Source organism: Gluconacetobacter sacchari (assembly GCF_014174255.1).
Taxonomy (GTDB): Bacteria; Pseudomonadota; Alphaproteobacteria; order Acetobacterales; family Acetobacteraceae; genus Gluconacetobacter; species Gluconacetobacter sacchari.
The window spans coordinates 16,444-40,210 of sequence record NZ_JABEQJ010000019.1 but is presented as its reverse complement, the minus strand read 5'-3'; the positions used below and the strand labels follow the sequence as shown (position 1 = coordinate 40,210).

Below are 23,767 nucleotides of genomic sequence, written 5' to 3'. Positions count from 1 at the left end.
CCTCCGGCCTCGGGACGAACGGAGCGGCAGCTTGCCGCATCCGTCCATCCCGGTCAAAGCACCCGCGTCAGACGTGCTGGCCGCCATTGATATGGATTTCGGCCCCGTTGATATAGGACGAGGCCGACGAACACAGGAAATGGATCGTCTCCGCCACTTCGCGCGGCGCCCCCAGCCGTTTCATCGGCACGTCCGACGCCACCAGCCGGTCGGTCCCGGGCGAAAGGATGGCGGTCGAGATCTCGCCCGGCGCGATCGCGTTCACCCGCACGTTCCGCTGCCCGAGTTCGTGCGCCATTTCCCGGGTCAGCGCCGCCAGCCCGGCCTTGGACACCGCATAGGCCGCCCCGGCGAAGGGATGGACGCGCGAGCCCACGATCGAGGTGACATTGACGACCGAGCCCCCGGCCGCCTCCAGTTCCGGTGCCAGCGCCCGCACCAGCAGCGCGATCGAGACCAGGTTGACGTTCAGCACGCTGGTCCACACGTCCAGGTCGCTGTCCAGCACGCCCAGCCGCGCGCCATCCGCTCCCTTGGGCGAAATGCCGGCGTTGTTGACCAGGGCGTGCAGCCGGCCCTCCGGCAGGCGCGCCCGCACGTCGTCGGCCAGCCGCCCGATGCCCGCCAGGTCGCTCAGGTCGGCGGTGATATGGCTCATCCGCGCGGCGGGCCAGGCGCAGGCCGGGTCGAACGCCTGCCGCGAAACGGTCAGGATTCGCCAGCCCCGTTCCTGGAACAGCTTGACCGTGGCATGACCGATCCCCCGGCTGGCGCCCGTCAGGAGCATGGTCGGCTGATGTTCCGCCACCGCGATGGTCCTCCCGCTTGTCGCCGGACGATCATGGGCCGTCTCCCGCCCCCCGGGCAAGGGGGGCCGCACGCGCGCCCCGAGCGGACCGGGTCGTTCAGGGCACTCGGGGCGCGCCGATCGCCAGCGCCCGGCGCGCCATGGCCAGCGCCCCCTCCCGGCTGCCCGCCCCGCAGATGAAGCGCGCCGGATGGGCGAACACCGCGTCCCCGACCCCCGAGATTTCGGCCAGCGCCCGGCCCTCCAGCCCGCCCCAGCCTTCCGGCAGCGGCACGCGCTGGCCGAACTCGCCGCGTGCCGGCGGCACGGCCTTGACGTTCCATTGCCCGCCGCCGGCGGGCGAGACGACATAGACGACCGGCAGGTCGCGCTCGAAGATCACCTTCTCGGCCGGCATGCCCGTCTCCAGTACCAGGATGCGCTTGTCCTCCGCCCGCGCGAACGCGCCCAGCACGCGGTCGGCGGCCTTCAGGCTCGCCCGCGCCCGGTCGACGACGCCGGCCAGATAGCGGGCGACGATCCCCGCCGCGTCGGCGAATCCCGCCATCTCCCGCCTCGCGGCTTCCTCGCCGCCATGCAGTTCGGCCGTGTCCCACGCCGCGCCGCAGGTCGACACGATCTCGGCCAGCGACAGCCGGCCCATTTTCGCCACCCCGTTATCGTCCTGGTCGACGGGCAGGATCAGCGCCTTGTCCACCGCCTGCCAGATGGCGGCGGCCATCGCGTCGTCCACCGGCTCGGCCAGCATGTTGCCGATCGCGGCCCGGCCGTAATCCTTCCACAGCAGCCCCGCCGCGCTGTAGGGCGTGCCGTCCTCGCGCAGCGGCTTGTTCTTCATATGGTGGTCGTACCGTCCCGCCGCCGGGTCGTACACCCCGCCGACATCGAAGACGATATCCGCGGCCTGGATCCGTCCCGGCACGCGCGACCGCGTGAAGGTCAGCCGATCGCCCGGCCCCTCGCCCAGCACCCGCCCCCGCAGGTCGCCATGCGGTGCCAGCGCGTAATGCAGGATGACGTAGCCCAGCGTCTCGTCGGCATGAAAATTGCCCGAATGGGTCAGCGCCGCGACCGGCTCCGTCCCGGGACCGAGACCGATGGGTGTGTATTCCGTCATATTCGTAAGGACCGCCGACAGGTGGGGGATTGTCTCAAGCGCCCCTCATGCCGTACCGGCCGGCGCGACACAACACGCCTCCGGCGTCGATTGACACGCATTCCGGCCTCGACGACACTCGCGGCAGGATGCAGGACGCTGACAGGACCAGGATCGACCGGTATCGCGCGCTCCTGGCCGTCGAAACCCTCCGCGAAGCCCTGGCGCGCGATCCGGCCAGCGCCGGGACGGCACGCGACCTGGCCCGCACCCTGGTCGAACTCGGCCGCGTGGACGAGGCGATCGCCTGCTATCGCACGGTCCTGGACCACGACCCGAGCCTGCATGCCATTCATGCCGGACTGGGCACGCTGCTGCGCAACACCGGGCGCCATGCCGAGGCCCTGCATCATCTGGAACAGGCCCACGCGCTCCAGCCCGACGACGCGCCGGTCCATGCGGTGCTGGCCCTGGTGTTGCAGGAACTCGGGCACATCGACGCGGCGATCGCGCATCTGCGCCGGGCGATCGCCCTGGCGCCGGACGAGCCCAATTATTACCTGGGGCTCACCCGCCTGTCGGCCCTCCCGGCCGACGACCCCGCGCTGGCGGCCATGCAGGCGCTCGCCGGGCGTGCAGGCACGCTGGACGACCAGGGCAGAATGCGGCTCCATTTCGCACTGGGCAAGGCGCTGGCCGACAGCGGCCACCACCGCGCCTCCTTCGACCACCTGCTGAAAGCCAACGCGATCCGGCGCGCCCAGACGCCGTACGACGAACAGCGTATCGCCCGGGGCGCCCGGGCGATACGCGCGCGCTTCACGGCCGATGTCATCGCGGCGACCGCCGCGTCCGGCCATCCCTCGCCGCGCCCGGTCTTCATCGTCGGCATGCCGCGCTCCGGATCGACCCTGGTGGAGCAGATCCTGGCCAGCCATCCGCTCGTCTTCGGCGCCGGCGAAGTCGGCACCCTGTCCGACACGCTCCAGGACGCCGCCAAGCGGTTTCCGGACTGGCGGGTGGGCACGCCGCTGACCGGCCTGAGCGCAAGAGACCGGCATGCCATCGCCGAAGACTATCTCCACCGGCTGGACAGGCTGGTCACGGGCTGGACGGGCGACCGGCCGCCGGCGCGCATCTCCAACAAGACGCTGGATAATTTCTTCCATATCGGGCTCATCCGCCAGCTATGGCCCAACGCGCGCATCATCCATACGCTCCGCGACCCGATCGATACCTGCCTGTCCTGCTTCTCGATCCCCTTCGACAAGCTGGCGTTCACCTTCGACCTGGGCGAGCTAGGCCGCTATCATCGTCACTACCAGGACCAGATGACCCACTGGCGCCAGGTACTGCCGCCGGGCACGATCCTGGATGTCCGCTACGAGGATATCGTCGCGGACCTGGAGACCGGCGCGCGGCGCATCATCGCCTATTGCGACCTGCCATGGGACGAAGCCTGCCTGCGCTTCCACGAATCCCGCCGCCTGGTCAGGACATCCAGCGTGGCCCAGGTCCGCCGGCCGATCTACCGCAGCGCGGTCGGACGCTGGCGCCCCGATGACGAAACGCTGCGGCCGCTGCTGGACGGGCTCGGCATGGCAAGCGCGGCCGGCGACACGGCATGACCGTAAACGGGCGCCCCCGGCGCCGCGCGGCATAAAAGCGGCCCCAGATCGAACCGCGAAACATGCTGGATCGCGATTTCGACCGTCGAGCGATGGCCGTGACACACGGCGATCAGCCCGATGACCACGACCGACAGGACGCGGACCGTCCGCCCGGACATGGCGGCGCCCGGCCCGGCCAGGCGACGGAACAGACAGACCATCGCCACGCCCAGAACCCCACCGACCACGACCTCGACCAGCGTATGGGCGCCCAGCGCCAGGCGCGACCAGGCCAGCACGCAGGCGATCGCCCCCGCCCCCCCGATCACGACCGGCAGCCGCAATCCCGCCATCGCCAGCAGGCAGCCATAGACCATCGTCCCGGCCATCGTGTGCCCGCTGGGGCTGTACAGCACCCGATCGGGCGTCGGGCCGCACGCCTCCAGCGCCAGTTTCAGGACCAGGGTCAGCACGGACCCGCTCGCCATCACCACCGCCCAGGCCAGCGCCACGCGCCAGCGCCGCAGCGCCAGCAGGGCCAGCAGCACCAGCGCCTCGACCGGCAGAAGAACGTCCTGGTCGGCCAGGTCGGTCAGGAAGACGGTCAGCACCCTGTCGCCACACCCGTCTCCGCGCCGCCCGCCCGCGCCCGATAAAGATGATAGGACAGCAGCGTCTTCGCATCGGTCCGGCCGATCCGCGGCAGGTCGTCCAGCGCCACCACGCGCAGCCGGATCGATTCATGCTCTTCGGCGTTCCCGGCGCGCCGGCCGTCCAGCGCCCGCACCGCCGCCTCGCCGATCTCCAGGTCCACGGAATACAGCGTGACCGCCTCGTCGCACCCGCCCGGCGAGGGCCAGACGGTCGCAAGCGCCACCAGCCGGTCCGCCGGCACCACCAGGTCGGTGCCGACTTCCTCCCCCAGCTCGCGCAGGGCGGTGCTGACCAGTTCGCCGCCATCGACCATGCCCGCCGGCAACGCCAGCAGGTCGGGACAGGCGACCGGCAGGCGCGGCTCGCAGGTCAGGATGGTCCGCTCGGCATGGCCGGGGCAGTGCAGCACCACCAGGACCGACACCGCATCCCCGCGCAGCAGCGCGGCCCCCGGCACCTTCCGCCCCTCATGCCAGGCATCGGCCTCGACCAGGACGAAACCCACCCGCCGGCCGAAAAACACCACATCCCGCACCGCCACGCCGCGCAGGTCGAAACGCCCGGCCGCCTGCTCCAGCCAGCGGCGGACATGCGGGGCCGCGAGCACGTCGGCCCGCAGCACCTCGGGCACGCTCGCGGCGAAGGTGATGGGAACGCGGTCGACCGCCTCCATGGACTCTGCTGCCCTCCCCGGAACGGGTCGCGATATGACCCCGGCCTGTCCGAAGGATTGTCCTCATTTCCGTGGATAAATCCAGTGGGCATGTCGGGGAGGCAGCCGCCCTATTCGCATCCCGCCCGATGCGCGACCTCCCGCCAGAGATGGACATAACGCTGCGTATCGAACCGGGGCTTGATGAACATGCGCCGCACCGCGCCGATGCCGGCGGCGGTGAAATAGGCTCGCGGCGGCCCCTCCTCGGTCGAAACCCGCAGCAGGCCGCGCGCGACGAGGTCGCGGATCGAAGCCGGAATGCGCGGCTCGCCGATCTGCGGCCCGCTTTTCCATGTCGGCAGGATAATGCCATCCGACAACGAGGGATTACTGCCCGAATACGTCCCGAAGGACCAGCGGATGAACCGTTCCTCGGAACGGGTCAGGCCTGTATCGACCATTATGGAATACTCGCGTTCTTGTTTTTTTTATGCGCTCGCACCGGCCGCCTGCTGGAAGCCGTTCCCCAGTTTCGAATTCTATAGGGCCAAAACGCAAGACATTCTTTGCGAATCGTGCGCCGGGCCGTCCCTTGACAAGACATATGGAACGCGGGCCGTGTCACCCGGATCGATCACCTCCAGCGAACCAAGCCCCCATCATGCCCGCATCCCCTCCCCCGCCCCACGCCAGCCTGACATGGAAGGACCTGCGCACGCTCTGCCTCGCCGCGCTGGGCGGCGCGCTGGAATTTTATGATTTCGTCATTTTCGCCTATTTCGCGAAGATCATCGCCCAGCATTTCTTCCCCGCCAGCCAGCCCGACTGGCTGCGCCAGACCGAAACCTTCGGCCTGTTCGGCGCCGGCTACCTGGCCCGGCCGCTGGGCGGCATCATCATGGCGCATTTCGGCGATCTCCACGGCCGCAAGAAGATGTTCGCCTTCAGCGTGCTGCTGATGGCGGCACCGACGCTGCTGATGGGCCTGCTGCCCGGCTTCGGCACGCTGGGGGTGGGCGCGCCGCTGGCTCTGCTGCTGCTGCGCATGGCCCAGGGGGCGGCCATCGGCGGCGAGGCCCCGGGCGGCTGGGTCTTCGTCGCGGAACATGCCAGCGCGCGCCATACCGGCCTGGCCTGCGGCCTGCTGACCGGCGGGCTCACGGCCGGCATGCTCATCGGCTCGCTGGTCGCACTGGGGCTCAACGCGGCCCTGTCCCCCGCCGCGATCGCCGACTGGGGATGGCGGCTGCCGTTCCTGCTGGGCGGCGTGTTCGGGCTGGTCGCCATGCGCCTGCGCCGCTGGCTGCACGAAACCCCGGTCTTCGCCGAAATGCAGGCCCACGACGCGCTGGCGCGCCAGGCCCCGCTGCTGGCCGTGCTGCGCGCCGGCCGCCGCGCGATCGTGCTGTCGGTCATCGGCACCTGGACGCTGACCGCCGCGATCGTGGTGCTGCTGCTGATGATGCCGGCCCTGCTGCAAAGCCTGCACGGTTTTTCCGCCGCCGACACCATGCGCGCCAGCCTGGTCGCCACGCTCGCCATCACCCTCGCCGCGGTGGCCATCGGGGCGGCGACCGACCGCTGGGGCCTGCGTGGCGTCATCCCGCCGGTCGTCGCGCTGCTGATCGCGGGCGCGTGGGGCCTGTACGCGGTCGCCCCCGCCCATCCGTCCTGGTTCCTGGCCCTGGCGGCCCTGGCGGGGGTCGGCGCGGGCTATGTCAGCCTGGTGCCGATCGCGATGGTGCGGGCCTTCCCGCCCGCGATCCGCTTCTCCGGCCTGTCCTTCTCGTACAACCTGTCCTACGCGGTCTTCGGCGGCCTGACCCCGGCCTGCGTCTCGGCCCTGGTGGGGCACGACCCGCGCGCGCCCGCGCTGTATGTGATCGGCACCGCCCTGGCCGGCGGCGCCGCGCTGTGGGCGATGCCCGACGTCACCGCCCTGCCCGCCGCCCGGCAAAGGACACGGATTTGATGGACGGTCGCGCCCGGCCATGTTTAAGAACGACATGGCACACATCCCTCCCGATCTGATCGCCCGCCGCATTCGCCAGGGCACCGGCGCGGAACCCGCCGATCTCGTCATCCGCGACGTCCGACTGTTCGATCTGGTCACCGGCGCGCTGATCGAAACCGACATCGCCCTCTGCGGCGACACCATCGTCGGCACGCTGGACCGCTACGACGGCTCCGAGGCCATCGACGGGCGCGGCCGCATCGTCGTCCCCGGCTTCATCGACACCCACCTGCATGTCGAATCCTCGCTGGTCACCCCGTTCGAATTCGAACGCTGCGTGCTGCCGCACGGCGTCACCACCGCGATCTGCGACCCGCATGAGATGGCGAACGTTCTGGGCGTCCCCGCCCTGCGCTATTTCCTCGACGCCGCCAGCCGCATGGTGATGGACCTGCGGGTCAACCTGTCCAGTTGCGTGCCGTCCTCGCCGGTCGAAACCTCGGGCGCGGTGCTGATGGCCGACGACCTGGCCCCCCTGATGAACCACCCCAAGGTCATCGGCCTGGCGGAATTCATGAACATGCCGGGCGTGCTGTCCGGCGACCCGGGCTGCATGGACAAGCTGGCCGCCTTCGCCGGCCGGCACATCGACGGCCACGCGCCGCTGATGCGCGGCAAGGCCCTGAACGGCTACCTCTCGGGCGGCATCTCCACCGATCACGAGGCCACCCGCGCCGACGAGGCGCTGGAAAAGATCCGCAAGGGCATGACCGTCCTGATCCGCGAAGGCTCGGTCTGCAAGGACCTGGCGGCCCTCGCCCCGCTGCTGACGGTCGAAACCTCGCCCTTCCTCGCCTTCTGCACCGACGACCGCAACCCGCTGGAAATCGCGCATGAGGGCCATATCGACTTCCTGATCCGCAGCGCCATCGCGCGCGGCGTGCCGCCGCTGGCCGCCTACCGCGCCGCCAGCCTCACGGCGGCGCGCGCCTTCGGCCTGACCGATCGCGGCATGCTGGCGCCGGGCAAGCGCGCCGATATCGTCTTCCTCGACGATCTGGAAGGCTGCGCGGTGTCCGACGTGCTGGCCGGCGGCCGCCCCATCGGGCCGGCGCTGGCGGCGCGAAAGCCGATCCCCGCCCCCGGCCGCGACAGCGTCATCCTCAACCGCCCGGTCACGGCGACGGATTTCGCGATTCCCGGCAGCGGCGCCCGCCGCCCGGTCATGGGCATCGTCCCCGGCCAGATCATCACCACCTTCCTGACCGAGGACCTGGCCGAGGCCGACGGCCGCGTCCTGGCCGACGCCGACCGCGACCTCGCCAAGGTCGCCGTCGTCGCGCGGCACGGGCTGAACGGCAATATCGGCCGGGGCTTCGTACGCGGCTTCGGGCTGCGCGGCGGGGCCCTGGCCTCGTCGGTCGGGCACGACGCGCACAATATCTGCGTCGTCGGCACCGATGATTCGGACATGGCCGTCGCGGTCAACCGGCTCGCCGAAATCGGCGGCGGCTTCGTGGTCGTCGCGCAGGGCACCGTGCGCGCCGAACTGCGCCTGCCGATCGCCGGCCTGATGAGCGACGCACCCTTCGAGACCGTACGCGCGCAACTGGAAATCCTGCGCGCCGCAACGCGGGACATGGGCGTGACGCTGGAGGAACCGTTCCTGCAACTGGCCTTCCTCCCCCTGCCGGTGGTCCCGCACCTGAAGATCACCGATCACGGGCTGGTCGATGTCGGCCGGATGGCCGTCATCGGATGACCGTGATCGGCTGACCGACCCGCGACCGGACACCCTCATGCCCCCCGCACCGGCGGATGCCGTCCCGTTCATCACCCGTGGCAGCCCGGCCTACCGCCGCGCCGGGCTGGCGCTGTTCCTCGCGGGCTTCGCGGCCTTCTCGCTGCTCTATTGCGTGCAGCCGCTGCTGCCGGTCTTCTCCAGCCGGTTCGGCATCGGCGCGGCCGGCAGTTCGCTGTCGCTCTCCCTCGCCACCAGCGCCCTCGCCGTCGCCATCCTGATCGCCGCCGCCCTGTCCGAGCGTCTCGGCCGGCGCGACATCATGGCCCTGTCCATGGTCCTTTCGGCCCTGCTGAATATCGCCGCCGCCTGGGCGCCGGTCTGGCCGGCCCTGCTGGCGGCCCGCATGGCCGAGGGCTTCGTGCTGGGCGGCGTCCCCGCCGTGGCGATGACCTACCTGGCCGAGGAGATCCACCCCGGCGAACTGGGCCTGGCCATGGGCCTCTATGTCGCCGGCACCGCGTTCGGCGGCATGATCGGCCGGGTCGGCACGGGCATCCTCACCGACATGCTCTCCTGGCGCGCCGCCATGACCATCATCGGCGCCGCCGGCCTGCTCGCCGCCCTCGGCTTCCTGGCCCTGCTGCCGCCGTCGCGCCATTTCACCCGCCGGCCGGGACTGAGCGCGCGCCACCATCTCCTGTCCTGGGCGCGCCATCTGCGGGGCCCGGCATTGCCGGCGCTCTATGCCATCGGCTTCACGGTGATGGGCGCGTTCGTCACCCTCTTCAACTATGCCGGCTACCGGCTGATGGCCCCGCCCTACATGATGGACCAGACCGGCCTCGGCATGCTCTTTTCGGTCTATGTGTTCGGCATCGCGGCCTCGTCGGCCGCGGGCGCGCTGTCCGACCGCATGGGGCGCGGGCGCGTCCTGTCAGCCGGCATCCTGATCATGGCGGCGGGCATCGCGCTGACCCTGCCGCGCGCGATGCCGTGCATCGTCCTCGGCATCGTGCTGCTGACCATCGGCTTCTTCACCGCCCACGCGGTGGCCAGCGGCTGGGTGGGCCACCTGGCCCGCGTCGACCGGGGCCACGCGACGTCGCTCTACCTGCTGGCCTATTATCTCGGCTCCAGCATCGCCGGCTCGATCGGCGGCTGGTGGTGGGCGGACCTGGGATGGAACGGGGTCGCCCTCTTCTGCCTGCTGCTGCTGGCCGCCGCCCTGGCCGCCGCCGCACGGCTCCGCAGAAGCATGACCGTCCCTCGTCTCAATCATAAAAATCCGGCGCAAGTCTGAACCGCGACCACATCACCGGGTCATGACCCGGCACGAGCATTGCCCCCACCCGCTCGACGAGCGCATGCAATTTGCGCACCGAGCGCACGGTATCCACGGCCGAGGCCAGAAATCCGGGCAGCGCCCTCTCATGCCAATGATCCATCGTATAGACCGCGTCCGCCGCCAGCAGGATGGGGCGACTGTTGGGCAAGCTCACGAGAATGGATTGATGGCCCGGCGTGTGACCCGGCGTAAAGACGATCCGAAGAACGCCGTCGCCGAACAGGTCATAATGATCGGTCGCATCGCCCTCCAGGAATTGCCAGCATAATCCGGGGCGGTCGAAATCCTTCCGCGCATAAGCCCCGGCGGCGAACCAGTCGGGCGCGAACGCATATTCGTGTTCACGCCGCTGGACGACGTGCCGCGCGCATGGGAAGCGCCCGATCGCGCCGGTATGGTCGGAATGAAGATGGGAAAGCACGACGAAGCGGACATCCTCGGGCATCAGGCCGAGCGCCGCCAACTGTGCGACACATGCCTGGCTTTCCGTCATCACGGGCCGGTAGGACTCCACCGAAGCCCCCCAGTAGCCGCGCGGATCGCCCAGCCCCTCCGCCGCCAGGCCGCCGTCTATGACGACGTTCCCCCGGGGGTGAAGGAGCAGGAACCAGGGGACTGGTATTTCGCAATCAGCTCCGTCGCCCTGGTTCATCTTGATGTCATGCACCTTGCAATGCTGGGTGCCGGACTGAAGCATGTAAAGCCTGATGGTGCTCATGGGCCAGCGATCCGAATGATTGAAATCGGTCTCCGCCCTTCCCTCGGGCGAAGCCTCGGGGCCTATTGTGCGAAACGCCCGACCCGATCGGTAGACCGTCGGATCCGTTTTCATTTATCGGCAAACCCGATATATACCGGTCATGGATTATCTGGCGGCAATGCGGGTCTACATGCGGGTGGTCGAGCGCGGCAGCATGTCCGCGGCGGCTCGCGATCTCGGCATAGGGCAGCCAGCCGTCAGCGAACGGATCGAGCGTCTGGAAACCCATCTGGGCACGCGCCTGCTGCGACGGAATACGCGAACGATTTCCGTCTCGGATGTCGGCGCCGTGTTTTACGAACGATGCAAACGCGCCGTCGAAGCCGCCGACGATGCCCTGGCCGGCGCGCGGGACGACACGCCGTTGCGCGGCACCGTGAGGATCGCGGCACCCCACGGAGTGGGAGAGGTCGTGTTGCCGCCCATCCTCCTCGATCTCCGCGATCGCCATCCCGAACTCAAGATAGACCTGATCCTCAACGACCGGATCGTCGATCCCACGACCGAGGGGGTGGATATCTCGCTCCGGCTCGGCGACCCCGGAGAAGGTCACTTCGTGGCGCGCAGGCTGGGCCATGTTTCCCGCGTCCTGGTCGCGTCACCCGCGTATCTTGAACGCCATGGCACGCCGATGACGCCGGACGACCTGATCCGCCATCCCTTCGCACGGGTGTCCGGCCTGTTCAATACCGGCCGTCTTCCCCTGCAAGCGGCCGACGGGCGACCGACGCCGGCGCCGATCGACATCGTCATGACCATGAGCAACTGGCGACCGTTGCACGCCGTCCTGCGCGGAGGCGGGGCGATCGGCGTCTTGCAGGAGCCCGTCTGCGCCATGGATCTGGCGTCCGGACGTCTCAGGCGCATCCTGCCGGACTGCGGGCTGCCCGGCTTCGATCTCAGTCTGCTCTACCCGGCGACGCGACCGATCCCGCCGCGGATCCGGACGCTGGCGGCCCTGCTCGAACGCACGTTGCCGAGCGCCCTCCCTCCCCGGGCGGCCCTTTGAAAGCCCGGCCGCAACCACTCTCTCAGGCGGACCGGGCGCCGCGCCGCCCCAACGCCAGCAGCGCCACGAGATAGACCAGCACGCCACCGGTCGACAGCAGCGCTCCCCCCATGCCGAGCGCGCCATAGCCGAACTGATGCGCCAGCAAAACGCTGCCCAGCACGGCGCCCAGCGCATTCGCGATATTGAAGGCGGAATGATTGAGCGACGCGGCCAGCGTCTGCGCGGTGCCGGCATAATCCATCAGCCGCGTCTGCAACGCCGGCCCCAGCGCGTTGAAGAAGGTCGGCACGAGAAAGACATCGACCATCAGCCCGATGCGGCTATGCAGCACGTACGGCAGCACCAGCATGGTGGCCATGCTGCCGCCGAGCGCGAAGAACACCGCCGCATTCAGGGTGCGATCGACAATCCAGGCCCCGACATTGGCGCCCGCCAGCATCCCCGCGCCCCAGACCACCATATAGACCATGACCATCCATTCCGGAACATGGGTCACATTGTCCAGGATGCTGGTCAGGAACGTATAAAGCGTGAACATGCCGCCGAAACCGATGGCCGCCGTCAGCAGGGTCAGCAGCACCTGCGCATTGGCCAGCCCCTGCAATTCGCCCAGCGGCGTCACGGCACGATCGGGCCGGTCCGCCGGAATATAGCGCCACACGCCCAGCAGGGTCACGACGCCACCCGCCGCGATCACGGCATAGGCGGCCCGCCAGCCGAGATGATCGGCGGCGAAGGTCGAAAACGGCGCCCCGATCAAGGTGGCGATCGCAATGCCCGACAGCACCCGGCCGACCGCCCACCCCCGCCGCGACCGATCGACCATCGACGCCCCGACGAGCGCCGAAATCCCGAACAACGCGCCATGCGGCAGGCCGGCGATAAAGCGGGCCCCATCGACCAGGCCCGGCGTCGGCATCAGGATACCCAGGACATTCCCGAAGCAGAAAAAGGCGAACAGCGCCAGCAGAAGCTCGCGGCGCGAAAGCCGCGCCCCCAGAATGGTGAAGAACGGCGCACCGACCACCACCCCCAGCGCATAGGCCGTGATGGCATAACCGGCCCGGGCCTCCGAAACATGCAGTGACGACGCGAACGCGGGCAACATCCCCATGATCGCGAATTCGCCGGTACCGACGACGAATGTACCGAATGTCAGCGTCAGGAAGGCCAGCGCCGCGCCGTGCGGCGGCGGAACCCGGGCAATGCCGTGCCCGTCCGGAATCATCTCTGTCGTCATCGGCTCGGTCCAGGACTCCACGGTATTTTACGAAAGAGCAGCCAGGCCGACGAGGCCGATCGCGATATCGTCTTCGGTACTGGCGCCGGAAACGCCGATCCCGCCGACCACGACCCCATTCCTGTCCCGCACAGCCAGCCCGCCGCCAAAGCTGGTCAGCCCGCCATTGGTCAGTTCCAGGGAATAGGCCCCGCCGCCGGGGCAGGCGACCCGGGCGAAATCCGCGCTGTCCATATGAAACAGGGCAGCAGTCCTGGCCTTCTTGATGCAGACGTCGATGCAACCCAGCGCAAGCCCATCCATGCGCAGGAAGGCAACGGGGTAGCCGGCCGCGTCCACGACCGACACGCACACGATGACGCCCAGACGTTCCGCCTCCACGCGGGCTGCGGAAAGCATGAGGGTAGCAGATGCAAGCTTCATGGAAAGGACTTTCAAAAATGTCGAAAACGCATGCTCACACTGTCATCGGGACAGGCACGCAGGGAATGGCCGCGTCCTGCAATTCCGGATTTATTCAACATCGTTGAACTTCCTGCCTCGATTGGGCCGTGGACACACCCGCGACGCGGGTTTTCAGGCCGCCAGCGTCATCAGCGTCCAGCTCAGGTCGATCAGCCGGCGCCGGGGGAGCCTGTCGGCCGGCCCGGTCACGCTGATCCCGGCCTGCATCAGGCCGCCGTCCCGCCACGGCACGGCCACGCAGTTCCATCCGGGACGGCAGGCCTCAAGGTCGAGCGCATATCCCTTGGCCCGCACCTGCTCGATGCGGGAGACAAATGCCGCGCTCAACGGCCGGTGCCGCGCGAAGGCCATCCTCTTCTCGACACCCGGAAAAAACGCGAGAAACACCAGTCCCAACGCCGATCCTTCCAGCTTCTCCCGCTGCCCGAATCCGACACCGTGCAGGCTCCAGGCCGGCGCTTCGATCATGTCGAGATACGTCACCTCGTCGCCGCTCGGCACGGCCAGCAACACCGTGGCATCGCACGCCCGCGCGACCGCTTCCAGTACCGGCCGCACCCGATCGCGCAGCATGGCATCATTCCCCGCCATACGCGCGATGTTCAGGATCCGGCTTCCCAGACGATAGCGCATATCCCCGGGCACGCGCTGCACATAGCCCAGCCGGTCAAGCGTTTTCAGAATATTGTGGACGGTCGTCTTGCCGATTCCCATCCGTTCGTGAATCGTGCGCAGATGCGCGCGGCCGCCTTCCTGGGCAATGATTTCCAGGATCGCGGCAGCCCGCTCGACCGACTGGATCATGGCCGCCCCCGCCTGGCCGGCGCGGTCTCAGTGCCCGATAGCCGGCAGCCCGTCATCCGCTTCATCCATCAGCGACAGGTCCGGCACGGGCACGGCGCTGCGTACCGCCCACAGGCAGAACAGCAGCGACACCACGGCCACCACGATCAGGTCCCAGCCATAGGCAATCCAACCATGCCCGCCGAATTGCGTGCTGCCCGCCCAGGACAGCGCGGCGATCACCGGCAGATAGACCATGAACCAGATACCGTGCCGCGCCGCCGCCCGGTGCTGCGCCCAGCTATCCTGCCGGCGGCACCACAGGTAAAGCGGCAGCAACAGCAGCATCAGCAGGATGATATCCCCGCTGAGCGGCCAGCGCGCCCAGTACAGCAGCAGAGACGAAAACATGAAGGCCAGCGCCCCGGTCACGCGCATCACCGGTATCCGCACCGGGCGCGGCCGGTCCGCGAGCGTGCGCCGCAGCGCCAGCGCCGAGATCGGTAGCATCAGGTACGAAATCACCGTACACACCGAAATCACCGCCGCCAGAATGCCCCAGCCGCGAAAGCAGAACAGAAACACATAGGCCGCGCCGAGATTGAACCACAGCGCCGGGCGCGGCACGCCATATTCCGGATGGATCGCCCCCAGCAGGTCGGGCAGCGTGCCGTTGCGCTGCATGCCCAGCGTCATGCGCGTGCTCGATGCCAGATGCGTCGCCCCCGCCCCGCTGGGCGCGAGGAAGGCATCGAGATACAGCAGCATCGCCACCCAGTTGAGGTTGAAGGCCATGGCCAGTTGCGCGAAGGGCGAGGAAAAGGACAATCCCGCCCATCCCCCGGCCCCCGGCCGCACCGCCCCCAGATAGGCGCATTGCAGCAGCAGATAGATCACGGTCGCCGTCGCCACCGACCCGATCACGGCGAACGGGATGCTGCGGCCCGGATCGCGCGCCTCGCCCGCCAGGTTCAGCGGGCTCTGGAAACCGTTGAAGGCAAAGACGATGCCCGAGGTCGCCACCGCCGTCAGCACGCCCGAAAGGCCATAGGGCATGAAGCCCCCCGTCGCCGCGCCGGTCAGGTTGCCGGCATGGAAGCTGGCGGCCATCAGCAGCACCGCCGTCATCGCCGGCACGATCAGCTTGAAGACGGTGATGGCGGCATTGAACCGCGCGAAGAAGCGCACGCCCCAGAAATTGAGCAGGAAATACACCACCACCAGCACGGCGGCCGCCGCCAGCCCGTCCGGCGCCAGCACCCCGTCATGATACATCCCCCGCGCCCAGGGGAACGGCCAGGAACTCATATATTGCACCGAGGCTTCCGCCTCGACCGGCACGACGCTGACGATCGACAGCCAGTTCGCCCCGGCGGCCATGAAGCCGACCAGCGGTCCGTGCGTCAGGTTGGCATAGCGGACCATGCCGCCCGCGACCGGAAACATGCCGCCCAGTTCGGTCGCCGTCGCGGCGATGACCAGCGCAATGAACGCACCGAGCATCCACGCCAGGATGGCGGCCGGCCCGGCGGTCGATGCCGCCCGAGCGGCCCCGAACAGCCACCCAGACCCGATCATGGCGCTCAGCCCGGTAAACATCAGTTGCCAGGGGCCAAGGGCACGATTCAGACGGGACGACACGTCGGGCAGACTCCGGAATGATGAGATGGGCGGGCGGACCACCCGCGATCCGGCCAACCAACATCGTTCCGCGTCCCGATGCAACAGGCGCCGTTCGACCCGCGCGCATCGCACGCCCCGCCGCGACCATGCCGGTCACGGCGGGGCAACGGCGGGACCGTCACCTGGCGGACGGCGCGGCCGAGGTCACGGCCTCCTTGGCCAGGTTGGCATCCGTCTCGCCCTCGCCGCCGCTCAGGCCCAGCGCACCGACCAGCCGGCCGCCGACCGTGATCGGATAGCCGCCGCCGGCCGGCAGCGTGTCGGGTAGCGTGCCGATCATGTAGTTGCCGGCATTCAGCGCATGCTCCATGTCCGCCGACGGGCGCGCATACGCCACCGAGGTCTTCGCCTTCAGGATCGCCAGCTTGACGCTTCCCAGTTGCGTGTCGTCCATCTTCTCGAACGCGACCAGATTGGCCCCCTCATCGACGATCGCGATGGCGACATGGGCGTGCTTGGCCTCGGCGGCCTGCTTCGCACGCTCGATGAAGGCGAGCGCGGTCTTCAGGTCCATGCCGTGCTCATGCGCCAGCGCCGCATGCGGAAGTACCGTCCCGGCCATCAGCAGGCAGGACGCGGCCACCGCGCCGCGCATCGCGGCGATGGGAGAGCAGGACAGGCCGGAGAATATGGTCATGATGTCGTCACCTCTACCTGGATCGCCACGGGACGATCAGAAATTGGTCGTGAACTGCCCGCCAAGGATCGCAATATCCTTGAACGTCGTCGTGGCGCCCGGATGCTGCATGTACTGGAAGTCGGCCATCAGGTTGGTCGCCGGCGCCAGATTGATGCTGTAGAAGGCCTCATAGGCATTTTCCCAGTTCTGGATACCATAGACCGGTCCCCACTGGTTGGACATGAACGGAAGCCCCAGGGCCTGCGACGATTCCTGTTGCAGGCTGACGGTACGGCTCATGTCGTAATGCTGGAACATGATGCCCATCGCATCGTTGGGACGATGCCACGGCGTGCCGCTTTCCACGAAACCGACCCACTCGCGATCACGCATCGCGACCAGGTTGCCCTGTGCATAGCCCGCGCCGCCCTCGATGATCAACCCGTTGGTCAGGCCCGCCCCGTTGCGGACCAGCATCTGGTTGAACATGAACCACGCGACGCTCATGCCCGCTTCATAACGGCGCGGCTGGCCGGTCGCCTGGAAGGAATTGCCGTGGATATCCTCGAACAGGTTCGGATAGCGCGAATTGTCGTACCAGTAGCCGATCTTGTAGTTGCCGCGCAGCTTGTCCCGGCCGAACTCCGGCATCCACCCGATTTCGACCTGCGACGTCACCTTGTTCATGCCATCCTGGGCGATCGCCCACCCCGAGATCCCGCCGTTATAGGCATGCGGGCTGACCAGGAACACGCCTCCTTCGATATAGGTCTGCTGGGTCGGGCGGATCTTCAGCACACCGCCGACATTGCCCGAGGGCCAGTCACGGCCGCCCGGATTGTATTTGCCCGGCGCCCAGTTGCTGCACACCGAGACGTTCATGAAAAAGCAAGCCGTATAATCGAACGAGAAGAAACTGCCGGTCGGAATGTCGCCGACCGAAACGATGACGCGCTTGTTGAAAAAGCTCTTGTCCGCATACATCTCGACCAGATGCGCGACGACATTGCCGCGCGCGCCATAGATCTGCTCCGGATTCGTGACCGAATCGCCGGAATTGAGGCTGAAGCTGCGGCCATGTCCGTTCACCACCAGCATGTGGGTCCACACCCCCTCCAGGCCGGCCAGGCGATGCCAGTCGATATCCAGTTCTCCGGCAACCTGTCCCGCCAGCACGTTCGACCGGGTCTTGCCGCCGGTGACGTTGCCGACATATTCCTCGTTCAGGGCCAGGTTCAGGAAGATCCCGTGCTTGAGCAGCCAGGGCTGGACACCATACCAGTCACCGAACAGATGCGGCGCCCCCGCGAGGGTCGGGATGATGGGCCCGACGGTAAATCCGCCCACATCGTCCAGCGGATACGCGGTCGGCTGATAGGCGGCCCGCGGCGACACGGCACCGGCCTCGACGGCCTCGCCCTTGCTGGTCGACGACTGGGCCAGGCCGTCACCGATCTGAAGACAGGATAGCAGAACGAAAAACGCAAAAAACCGTCTGGCACTTTTCACAAAGTGACGCGACCGGTGACATTCACTATGTCCGATCATCGGAGTCCTACTCGGGGAAATGGCGAAACTTTTTCTCAGGGAAACGCTTCGTCTCGTTATGGGCAACGGAGGGGCATCGGGTGATCTTTCTTTTTTGAAAAACCCATTTCTCCATAAAGCGACAAAATACAGCCTGACCCGATTGCGGCCTTGTGGCGGCCGTGCCTGATCCTGGCGGACCCGTCATGTCCAGACGGACACCTATGTCCAAACCAGCCTGACGTAAAGTTTTTTTAACAAAACTCGGCGCTCAAGCTATGTTCGTGAATACAAATTAGAAAACGTTTTCCCATTAAAAAATAATTTAGTTTTCGGACAAAATCGCGAAAAAAAATCTTCTATCGCTGATTTTATGATAGACTACAAAATTAAAATAATAATTTATCCTAAAATTTATAAATATATACTAATTTTTAGATTATCAACGGAAATGTTTATAACACTATTCTATAAACCACAAAATATTTGCAAATATACAACAAAAAATATAGCAAAGTATAAATATATCAACTTGCGACGACCGGGTCGCAACACCTTTCTCTTCTTCTTTAATCATTAAATTCCGGAAACTTGGCGCGCTATTCAAAATTCCTCTCACGATCAAAAAAACGTTATCACTTCTCGCTCTTTCGCGCACCGTATCAATCCATTGCGTTCTGAAATTCCGACGATTATGGATTGGCATCCGTCAACGGTGCTTCACATATCAAGGATATCGCGAAGATCATTCGTAGCTCTTGATATTATGCGATTCATGCCTTGAATTCATCTGGGAAAAACATGGGAAATTCCGATAATCGGCGGGGGAGGCCCATGCGCGGCCCTGTATCCCGCCGCCATATGCTGATGCTGTCCGCCGCATCGGCGGTTGGCACGCTCCTGCCCGCCATCCGGCCCGACGCGGCCGAGGCCGCTGCCGGCACGACCACCGGCGACGTCGCGGATTTCATCGGCTTTTCCCGTTTCGCGACCGGACACAGCGCGCTCGACCCGCTGGTCGGCCAGTCGCTTCTCGCCGCCCTGCGCGCGCAGAACGCGCAATTTCCGGCCCAACTCGCCGCACTGGTCAAGACGGTCGCCGACAGCAAGCCCGCCGATGTCGAGGCGCTTGAGGAATCCCTGCGCGACGGCCCGCTGCACGACACGCTGCTCCGCATCGTCCGGGCCTGGTATTCCGGCGTGATCGAGGACGGCACCAACGCCCAGGTCTATGCCTACGAAAATGCCCTGATGTACCAGCCCGCGCGCGATGTCGTGGTCATCCCGACCTACGCGCATAACGGACCGAACTACTGGGTCGCCGAGCCTGCTCCCGTCGAGCAGATGCCGCAATTCTGACCGGGGCGTATCATGAAGAAATCCGTATCGACACCCCGGAGGCTCCTCCGCAGCTTCTGGCTGGCCGCCCCCCTGGTCCTGGCGGGGCATGCGACCGCGCATGCCGATCCGTCCGCCCCGGCCCTGAGCCGCGGCCATTATCTCGCCATCGCGGCCGACTGCGCCGCCTGCCACACCAACGGCCATGACGGCGCGAAACTGGCCGGCGGCTACCCCATCGCCTCGCCGCTGGGCGTGATCTATTCGACCAACATCACGCCCTCCAAGACCTACGGCATCGGCACCTACACGCTCGATCAATTTTCGCGGGCGATCCGCCACGGCGTGCGCGCCGACGGCGCGCAGCTCTATCCGGCCATGCCCTATGGCTCGTACAGCCGGCTGACCGACGAAGACGTCGCGGCGCTGTATGATTACCTGATGCACGAGGTCGAGCCGGTCGACCGGCCCGCGCCGAAGACCAACCTGCCCTTCCCCTTCTCGATCCGGGCCTCGCTGTGGGGCTGGAAGCTGCTCAGCGGCGTCGAGGGCACGCCCTACGTGGCCGATCCGGCGCATGACGCGGCATGGAATCGCGGCAAATACCTGGTCGATACGCTGGCGCATTGCGGCGAATGCCACACGCCGCGCAACATGCTGATGGCGCCAAGCGCCTCGGCCTATCTCGCCGGCGGCGATCTCGGCTCCTGGCGCGCGCCCAACATCACCAGCGATGCGACGGCAGGGATCGGCGGCTGGTCCGCCCAGGACCTGCAAGACTATCTGCGGACGGGCCGCTCCACCCACGCGCGCGCCGCCGGCCCGATGGCCGAAGCGGTCGAACACAGCTTCCAGTATCTGACGCCGGCCGACCTGGCCGCGATGGCCGCCTATCTCAAGACGGTGCCGGCGATCGCCGAGCCCGGGCAGACCGCTGCGAACTTCTCCCACGGTGGCAAGGCCGCCCCGTTCGATTACGCCGCCGCCAACGCCCGCCGCAACAGCAGCACCCTCAAGGGCATCACCCAGGGCAACGTGCTGTATGAGAATGTCTGCGCGAGCTGCCACCAGACCGACGGCAGGGGCTCGGCCGACGGCTACTACCCCTCGCTGGTCGGCAACACGACCACGGGCCAGCGCAACCCCGACGACCTGGTCGCCAGCATCCTGTTCGGCGTCGACCGCACGGTCGACGGCCATCAGATCCTGATGCCGGGCTTCGGTCCGGACTCCCTGGTCCAGCCGCTGGACGACCAGCAGGTCGCGACCCTCGCCAATTACGTGCTGGGCCATTTCGGCAACGCCCAGGCCGCCGTCACCGCCGAATCCGTCGCCACCATCCGCGCCGGCGGCCCCAAGCCGGCCATCGCGCAGCTTTCCGAACCCCGCGTTCTCGCGGTCCTCGCCATTGCCGGCCTGGTCATTCTGGGCGTGCTCGCCCTGGCGCTCCGTTTTGTCCTCAAGTCCAGACGCGCCGCGTAAGCCGCCGGAAAACAGGAGAGATTCACTCATGGCTCAAGAAACGCTGACGGCGGACGTCGTCATCGCCGGTGCCGGCATCTGCGGCGCCATGCTGGCGCACAAGCTCGCGCGCAACGGCGTGTCGGTCATCCTGCTCGATGCCGGCCCCTATCGCGACCGCGACCAGATCGTCGAGAACTGGCGGAACATGCCGCCGAACAACAAGTCGCAATATGACTACGCGACCCCCTACCCGTCCGTGCCCTGGGCGCCGCACACCAATTATTTCCCCGACAACAACTATCTGATCGTCAAGGGCCCCGATGCCAGCGCCTATCGCCAGGGCATCATCAAGGGCGTGGGCGGCACCACCTGGCACTGGGCGGCGTCGAGCTGGCGCTACCTGCCGAACGATTTCCGCCTGAAATCGACCTATGGCGTCGGCCGCGACTACGCCCTCAGCTATGACGAGCTGGAAGCCTATTATTACGAGGCCGAGTGCGAAATGGGCGTCAAGGGCCCCAACGGGCAGGAGATCGTCCCCTCCGCGCCGCGCAAGAACCCCTGGCCGATGGATTCCATGCCGTACGGCCCGGGCGACCGGCTGTTCACCAGCATCGTCAAGCCGCTGGGCTATGACAACACGCCGGTGCCCCAGGCGCGCAACAGCCGTCCCTTCGACGGCCGTCCCCAGTGCTGCGGCAACAATAACTGCATGCCGATCTGCCCGATCGGCGCCATGTATCACGGCGTCTATTCGGCGATGAAGGCCGAGCGGCACGGCGCGCGGATCATCCCCAACGCCGTCGTCTATTCGATCGAGACCGACGCGAAGAACACCATCGTGGCGATGAACTACTACGATCCCGACAAGGGCTCGCATCGCGTCGTCGCCAAGACCTTCGTCATCGCGGCCAACGGCATCGAGACGCCCAAGCTGCTGCTGCTCGCCGCCAACGACCGCAACCCGAACGGCATCGCCAACTCGTCCGACCAGGTCGGCCGCAACATGATGGACCATCCGGGCATCGGCATGAGCTTCCAGTCGGCCGAACCCGTCTGGGCCGGCGGCGGCTCGGTGCAGATGAGTTCGATCACCAATTTCCGCGACGGTCCGTTCCGCTCCGAATACGCGGCGATCCAGATCGGCTACAACAACACCGCCCAGAACTCCCGCGCCGGGATGAAGGCCCTGTCCATGGGCCTGGTCGGCCGGAAGCTGGACGAGGAAATCCGCCGCCGCACGGCGCACGGCGTCGATATCTACGCCAACCACGAGGTCCTGCCGAACCCGGAGAACCGCCTGGTCCTGTCCAAGGACCATCGCGACGCGCTGGGCATTCCGCACCCGGAAGTCACCTACGATGTCGGCGAATATGTCCACAAATCCGCCGCCCTGTCGCGCCAGCATCTGACCCGGATCGCCCAGGCGATGGGCGGCACGGAAATCGAGATGTCGTCGTTCTTCACGCCGAACAACCACATCACCGGCGGCACGATCATGGGCCACGACCCCAATGATTCGGTCGTCGACAGTTGGCTGCGCACGCACGACCACCCCAACCTGTTCCTGGCGACGGGTGCCGCGATGGCGGCGTCCGGCACGGTCAACTCCACCCTGACCATGGCTGCGCTGTCGCTGCGCGCCGGCGACGCGATCCTCGCCGACCTGAAGCACGGCTGAGTTTCCGCAAACGTCCCGAACAGCGCTCCAACATGCGGCCGCCGGACACATCGTCCGGCGGCCGCATCGTTTTGAAGACCCCCCCGACCATCTTCCCGCAGAATGCGCCTTGCTTATTTTTGATATCATAAATATATGATATAAAAAAACAGGGAGCATCCGACATGGGTTCAAACATCGGCACGGCAGAAACCACGGCCCGTTCCCTCTCCGGTTTCACCGGGGTCGGCCTCATCCTGCTGCTGGTCCTGGCGGGCCTGCTCGGCCTCCTCTCCACCGGGTATGTCCCCTCCGCCGGCGCCGACGTGCTCCTTCTTGCCGGCGCGGGTCTCTGCGGCCTCGGCGTCCTGCTGCTGCTGCGGGGGCTCGCCACCCTGCAACCCAACGAATCCCTGGTCCTGACATTCCTGGGGAAATATTCAGGAACGGTGAACCAGGACGGATTCTGGCTGGTCAACCCCCTGGCGGCACGCAAGCGGGTCACGCGGCGCCTGGTCACGCAGGAAATCGGCCCGCTGAAGGTCAACGACGCGGCGGGCAACCCGGTCGAGATCGGCATGGTGCTGACCTGGCGCGTGGCCGAGGCCTCGCGGGCGGTGTTCGACGTGGAAAACTACCCGTCCTATGTCACGGCCCAGGGCGAAACCGCCCTGCGCAGCCTGGCCAGCCGCCACCCCTATGACGACGAGGAATATCGCGAGTCCCTGGCCACCCGCCAGGCCGGGGCCGCGCGGCAGGCCGAGGGCGGCGTGCTGTCCCTGCGCGACGGCGGCGACCGGCTGACCGCCACCCTGAGCGCCGACCTGCGCGAGCGGATGGCGCTGGCCGGCCTGGTGGTGCAGGAGGCCCGGCTGTCCCACCTGGCCTACGCGCCCGAGATCGCCGCGACCATGCTGCGCAAACAGGCGGCCAGCGCCGTCATCGCCGCCCGGCGGACGATCACCTCCGGCGCGGTGGCGATCGTGGAACAGGCCCTGAACGAACTGGAAGACCGTCTCGGCGGCGTGCTCGACGCCGAGCGCAAGGCCGCCATGGTGTCCAACCTGCTGGTGGTGCTGGTGGGCGACCGCGACGTCACGCCGGTGGTCAATACGGGCACGCTCTATTCGTGACCGCCGAAGGCCGCAGGGGCCGGCCGCGCGGACCGGACAAGGCGGCATTCGCCCTCCGCCTCGACCCCGCCCTGCTGGCGGCCATCCGCCGCAGTGCGGATGCCGACCTGCGCAGCGTGAACGCCCAGATCGAAATCCTGCTGCGCGAGGCCCTCGCCCGGCGCGGTCGGCGCCTGGCCGAAAGCCCCCCGGAAAGCGATCCCTGACAGCGCCTCCT

General features: G+C 67.2%; 22 protein-coding genes. 10 read left to right on the top strand and 12 right to left on the bottom strand.

The genetic code is table 11. The features are described from left to right. Positions 1-67: 67 nt before the first annotated feature. Entirely contained in the window at positions 68-808 is a 741-nt protein-coding gene (locus tag HLH48_RS14355) for an SDR family NAD(P)-dependent oxidoreductase (protein WP_264813152.1), read from the bottom strand. Positions 809-905: 97 nt separating this feature from the next. Next, positions 906-1,925 (bottom strand): MYG1 family protein, encoded by a 1,020-nt coding sequence (locus tag HLH48_RS14350; protein WP_182998176.1) that lies wholly within the window; start codon positions 1,923-1,925, stop codon positions 906-908. Positions 1,926-2,053: 128 nt separating this feature from the next. Between HLH48_RS14350 and HLH48_RS14345 the strand changes: the two genes are divergently transcribed. After that, positions 2,054-3,532, top strand: a complete 1,479-nt coding sequence (locus tag HLH48_RS14345; RefSeq protein ID WP_182998175.1) for a sulfotransferase family protein — start codon at positions 2,054-2,056, stop codon at positions 3,530-3,532. Here HLH48_RS14345 and HLH48_RS14340 read toward each other — a convergent pair. From HLH48_RS14340 to HLH48_RS14330, 3 genes are all read right to left on the bottom strand, one after another. Then, complete coding sequence (locus HLH48_RS14340) at positions 3,433-4,125, bottom strand: phosphatase PAP2 family protein (protein WP_264813153.1); 693 nt, start codon at positions 4,123-4,125, stop codon at positions 3,433-3,435. The two genes, HLH48_RS14345 and HLH48_RS14340, sit on opposite strands and share 100 nt — an antisense overlap. After that, positions 4,119-4,841, bottom strand: a complete 723-nt coding sequence (locus HLH48_RS14335; RefSeq protein ID WP_182998174.1) for an NUDIX domain-containing protein — start codon at positions 4,839-4,841, stop codon at positions 4,119-4,121. Before HLH48_RS14335 ends, HLH48_RS14340 begins: the two co-directional genes overlap by 7 nt. Before the next feature lie 110 nt (positions 4,842-4,951). Beyond that, on the bottom strand, positions 4,952-5,284 hold the full coding sequence (locus HLH48_RS14330; protein ID WP_182998173.1) for a hypothetical protein: 333 nt from the start codon (positions 5,282-5,284) through the stop codon (positions 4,952-4,954). 200 nt (positions 5,285-5,484) lie between these two features. Between HLH48_RS14330 and HLH48_RS14325 the strand changes: the two genes are divergently transcribed. The 3 genes from HLH48_RS14325 to HLH48_RS14315 are packed head-to-tail and all read left to right on the top strand — an operon-like array spanning position 5,485 to position 9,821. After that, positions 5,485-6,795, top strand: a complete 1,311-nt coding sequence (locus HLH48_RS14325) for an MFS transporter (protein ID WP_182998172.1) — start codon at positions 5,485-5,487, stop codon at positions 6,793-6,795. Positions 6,796-6,829: 34 nt separating this feature from the next. Then, positions 6,830-8,539, top strand: a complete 1,710-nt coding sequence (gene ade / locus HLH48_RS14320; protein ID WP_182998171.1) for an adenine deaminase — start codon at positions 6,830-6,832, stop codon at positions 8,537-8,539. A gap of 37 nt (positions 8,540-8,576) precedes the next feature. Next, the gene (locus HLH48_RS14315) at positions 8,577-9,821 is read left to right on the top strand and encodes an MFS transporter (protein ID WP_182998170.1); all 1,245 of its coding nucleotides are present in this window, start codon (positions 8,577-8,579) and stop codon (positions 9,819-9,821) included. Here HLH48_RS14315 and attM read toward each other — a convergent pair. Next, positions 9,793-10,584 carry an AttM family quorum-quenching N-acyl homoserine lactonase gene (attM, locus tag HLH48_RS14310; RefSeq protein ID WP_182998169.1) on the bottom strand — a complete coding sequence of 264 codons (792 nt, stop codon included), beginning with the start codon at positions 10,582-10,584 and terminating at the stop codon, positions 9,793-9,795. The two genes, HLH48_RS14315 and attM, sit on opposite strands and share 29 nt — an antisense overlap. 142 nt (positions 10,585-10,726) lie before the next feature. Here attM and HLH48_RS14305 point away from each other — a divergent pair, with 142 nt between their 5' ends. Then, positions 10,727-11,635 carry a LysR family transcriptional regulator gene (locus tag HLH48_RS14305; RefSeq protein ID WP_182998168.1) on the top strand — a complete coding sequence of 303 codons (909 nt, stop codon included), beginning with the start codon at positions 10,727-10,729 and terminating at the stop codon, positions 11,633-11,635. A 22-nt stretch (positions 11,636-11,657) separates the two neighbouring features. Here HLH48_RS14305 and HLH48_RS14300 read toward each other — a convergent pair whose 3' ends face one another. The 6 genes from HLH48_RS14300 to HLH48_RS14275 all read right to left on the bottom strand — a co-directional run bounded on the left by HLH48_RS14300 (position 11,658) and on the right by HLH48_RS14275 (position 17,937). Beyond that, the gene (locus tag HLH48_RS14300; protein ID WP_182998167.1) at positions 11,658-12,878 is read right to left on the bottom strand and encodes an MFS transporter; all 1,221 of its coding nucleotides are present in this window, start codon (positions 12,876-12,878) and stop codon (positions 11,658-11,660) included. 27 nt (positions 12,879-12,905) lie between these two features. Further along, positions 12,906-13,301, bottom strand: coding sequence for a GlcG/HbpS family heme-binding protein (locus tag HLH48_RS14295; protein ID WP_182998166.1), 396 nt, complete (start codon positions 13,299-13,301; stop codon positions 12,906-12,908). 153 nt (positions 13,302-13,454) lie between these two features. After that, entirely contained in the window at positions 13,455-14,147 is a 693-nt protein-coding gene (locus HLH48_RS14290) for an IclR family transcriptional regulator (RefSeq protein WP_182998165.1), read from the bottom strand. A 27-nt stretch (positions 14,148-14,174) separates the two neighbouring features. Continuing rightward, positions 14,175-15,767, bottom strand: a complete 1,593-nt coding sequence (locus HLH48_RS14285) for an APC family permease (protein ID WP_182998164.1) — start codon at positions 15,765-15,767, stop codon at positions 14,175-14,177. Positions 15,768-15,927: 160 nt separating this feature from the next. Then, complete coding sequence (locus HLH48_RS14280; protein WP_246387347.1) at positions 15,928-16,446, bottom strand: GlcG/HbpS family heme-binding protein; 519 nt, start codon at positions 16,444-16,446, stop codon at positions 15,928-15,930. A gap of 36 nt (positions 16,447-16,482) precedes the next feature. Then, positions 16,483-17,937, bottom strand: a complete 1,455-nt coding sequence (locus HLH48_RS14275) for a carbohydrate porin (protein WP_343065422.1) — start codon at positions 17,935-17,937, stop codon at positions 16,483-16,485. Positions 17,938-18,789: 852 nt separating this feature from the next. On the opposite strand from HLH48_RS14275, the gene HLH48_RS14270 reads away from it, so the two are divergent. The 5 genes from HLH48_RS14270 to HLH48_RS14250 all read left to right on the top strand — a co-directional run bounded on the left by HLH48_RS14270 (position 18,790) and on the right by HLH48_RS14250 (position 23,756). After that, positions 18,790-19,314 carry a sugar dehydrogenase complex small subunit gene (locus tag HLH48_RS14270; RefSeq protein WP_182998162.1) on the top strand — a complete coding sequence of 175 codons (525 nt, stop codon included), beginning with the start codon at positions 18,790-18,792 and terminating at the stop codon, positions 19,312-19,314. Between the two features lie 12 nt (positions 19,315-19,326). Further along, positions 19,327-20,775 carry a cytochrome c gene (locus HLH48_RS14265; RefSeq protein ID WP_182998161.1) on the top strand — a complete coding sequence of 483 codons (1,449 nt, stop codon included), beginning with the start codon at positions 19,327-19,329 and terminating at the stop codon, positions 20,773-20,775. A gap of 28 nt (positions 20,776-20,803) precedes the next feature. Continuing rightward, entirely contained in the window at positions 20,804-22,438 is a 1,635-nt protein-coding gene (locus HLH48_RS14260; RefSeq protein ID WP_182998160.1) for a GMC family oxidoreductase, read from the top strand. 164 nt (positions 22,439-22,602) lie between these two features. After that, entirely contained in the window at positions 22,603-23,550 is a 948-nt protein-coding gene (locus tag HLH48_RS14255) for an SPFH domain-containing protein (RefSeq protein WP_182998159.1), read from the top strand. Next, positions 23,547-23,756 (top strand): toxin-antitoxin system HicB family antitoxin, encoded by a 210-nt coding sequence (locus HLH48_RS14250; RefSeq protein WP_182998158.1) that lies wholly within the window; start codon positions 23,547-23,549, stop codon positions 23,754-23,756. The genes HLH48_RS14255 and HLH48_RS14250 overlap by 4 nt, the downstream gene beginning before the upstream one ends. Positions 23,757-23,767: the final 11 nt, after the last annotated feature.

Excerpts from the sequence above, each read along its gene's own strand:
- HLH48_RS14350 (WP_182998176.1), bottom strand. The coding sequence starts at position 1,925 with ATGACGGAATACACACCCATCGGTCTCGGTCCCGGGACGGAGCCGGTC.
- HLH48_RS14345 (WP_182998175.1), top strand. The coding sequence starts at position 2,054 with ATGCAGGACGCTGACAGGACCAGGATCGACCGGTATCGCGCGCTCCTG.
- HLH48_RS14335 (WP_182998174.1), bottom strand. The coding sequence starts at position 4,841 with ATGGAGGCGGTCGACCGCGTTCCCATCACCTTCGCCGCGAGCGTGCCC.
- HLH48_RS14330 (WP_182998173.1), bottom strand. The coding sequence starts at position 5,284 with ATGGTCGATACAGGCCTGACCCGTTCCGAGGAACGGTTCATCCGCTGG.
- HLH48_RS14325 (WP_182998172.1), top strand. The coding sequence starts at position 5,485 with ATGCCCGCATCCCCTCCCCCGCCCCACGCCAGCCTGACATGGAAGGAC.
- ade (WP_182998171.1), top strand. The coding sequence starts at position 6,830 with ATGGCACACATCCCTCCCGATCTGATCGCCCGCCGCATTCGCCAGGGC.
- HLH48_RS14315 (WP_182998170.1), top strand. The coding sequence starts at position 8,577 with ATGCCCCCCGCACCGGCGGATGCCGTCCCGTTCATCACCCGTGGCAGC.
- attM (WP_182998169.1), bottom strand. The coding sequence starts at position 10,584 with ATGAGCACCATCAGGCTTTACATGCTTCAGTCCGGCACCCAGCATTGC.
- HLH48_RS14305 (WP_182998168.1), top strand. The coding sequence starts at position 10,727 with ATGGATTATCTGGCGGCAATGCGGGTCTACATGCGGGTGGTCGAGCGC.
- HLH48_RS14300 (WP_182998167.1), bottom strand. The coding sequence starts at position 12,878 with ATGACGACAGAGATGATTCCGGACGGGCACGGCATTGCCCGGGTTCCG.
- HLH48_RS14295 (WP_182998166.1), bottom strand. The coding sequence starts at position 13,301 with ATGAAGCTTGCATCTGCTACCCTCATGCTTTCCGCAGCCCGCGTGGAG.
- HLH48_RS14290 (WP_182998165.1), bottom strand. The coding sequence starts at position 14,147 with ATGATCCAGTCGGTCGAGCGGGCTGCCGCGATCCTGGAAATCATTGCC.
- HLH48_RS14280 (WP_246387347.1), bottom strand. The coding sequence starts at position 16,446 with ATGACCATATTCTCCGGCCTGTCCTGCTCTCCCATCGCCGCGATGCGC.
- HLH48_RS14270 (WP_182998162.1), top strand. The coding sequence starts at position 18,790 with ATGCGCGGCCCTGTATCCCGCCGCCATATGCTGATGCTGTCCGCCGCA.
- HLH48_RS14265 (WP_182998161.1), top strand. The coding sequence starts at position 19,327 with ATGAAGAAATCCGTATCGACACCCCGGAGGCTCCTCCGCAGCTTCTGG.
- HLH48_RS14260 (WP_182998160.1), top strand. The coding sequence starts at position 20,804 with ATGGCTCAAGAAACGCTGACGGCGGACGTCGTCATCGCCGGTGCCGGC.
- HLH48_RS14255 (WP_182998159.1), top strand. The coding sequence starts at position 22,603 with ATGGGTTCAAACATCGGCACGGCAGAAACCACGGCCCGTTCCCTCTCC.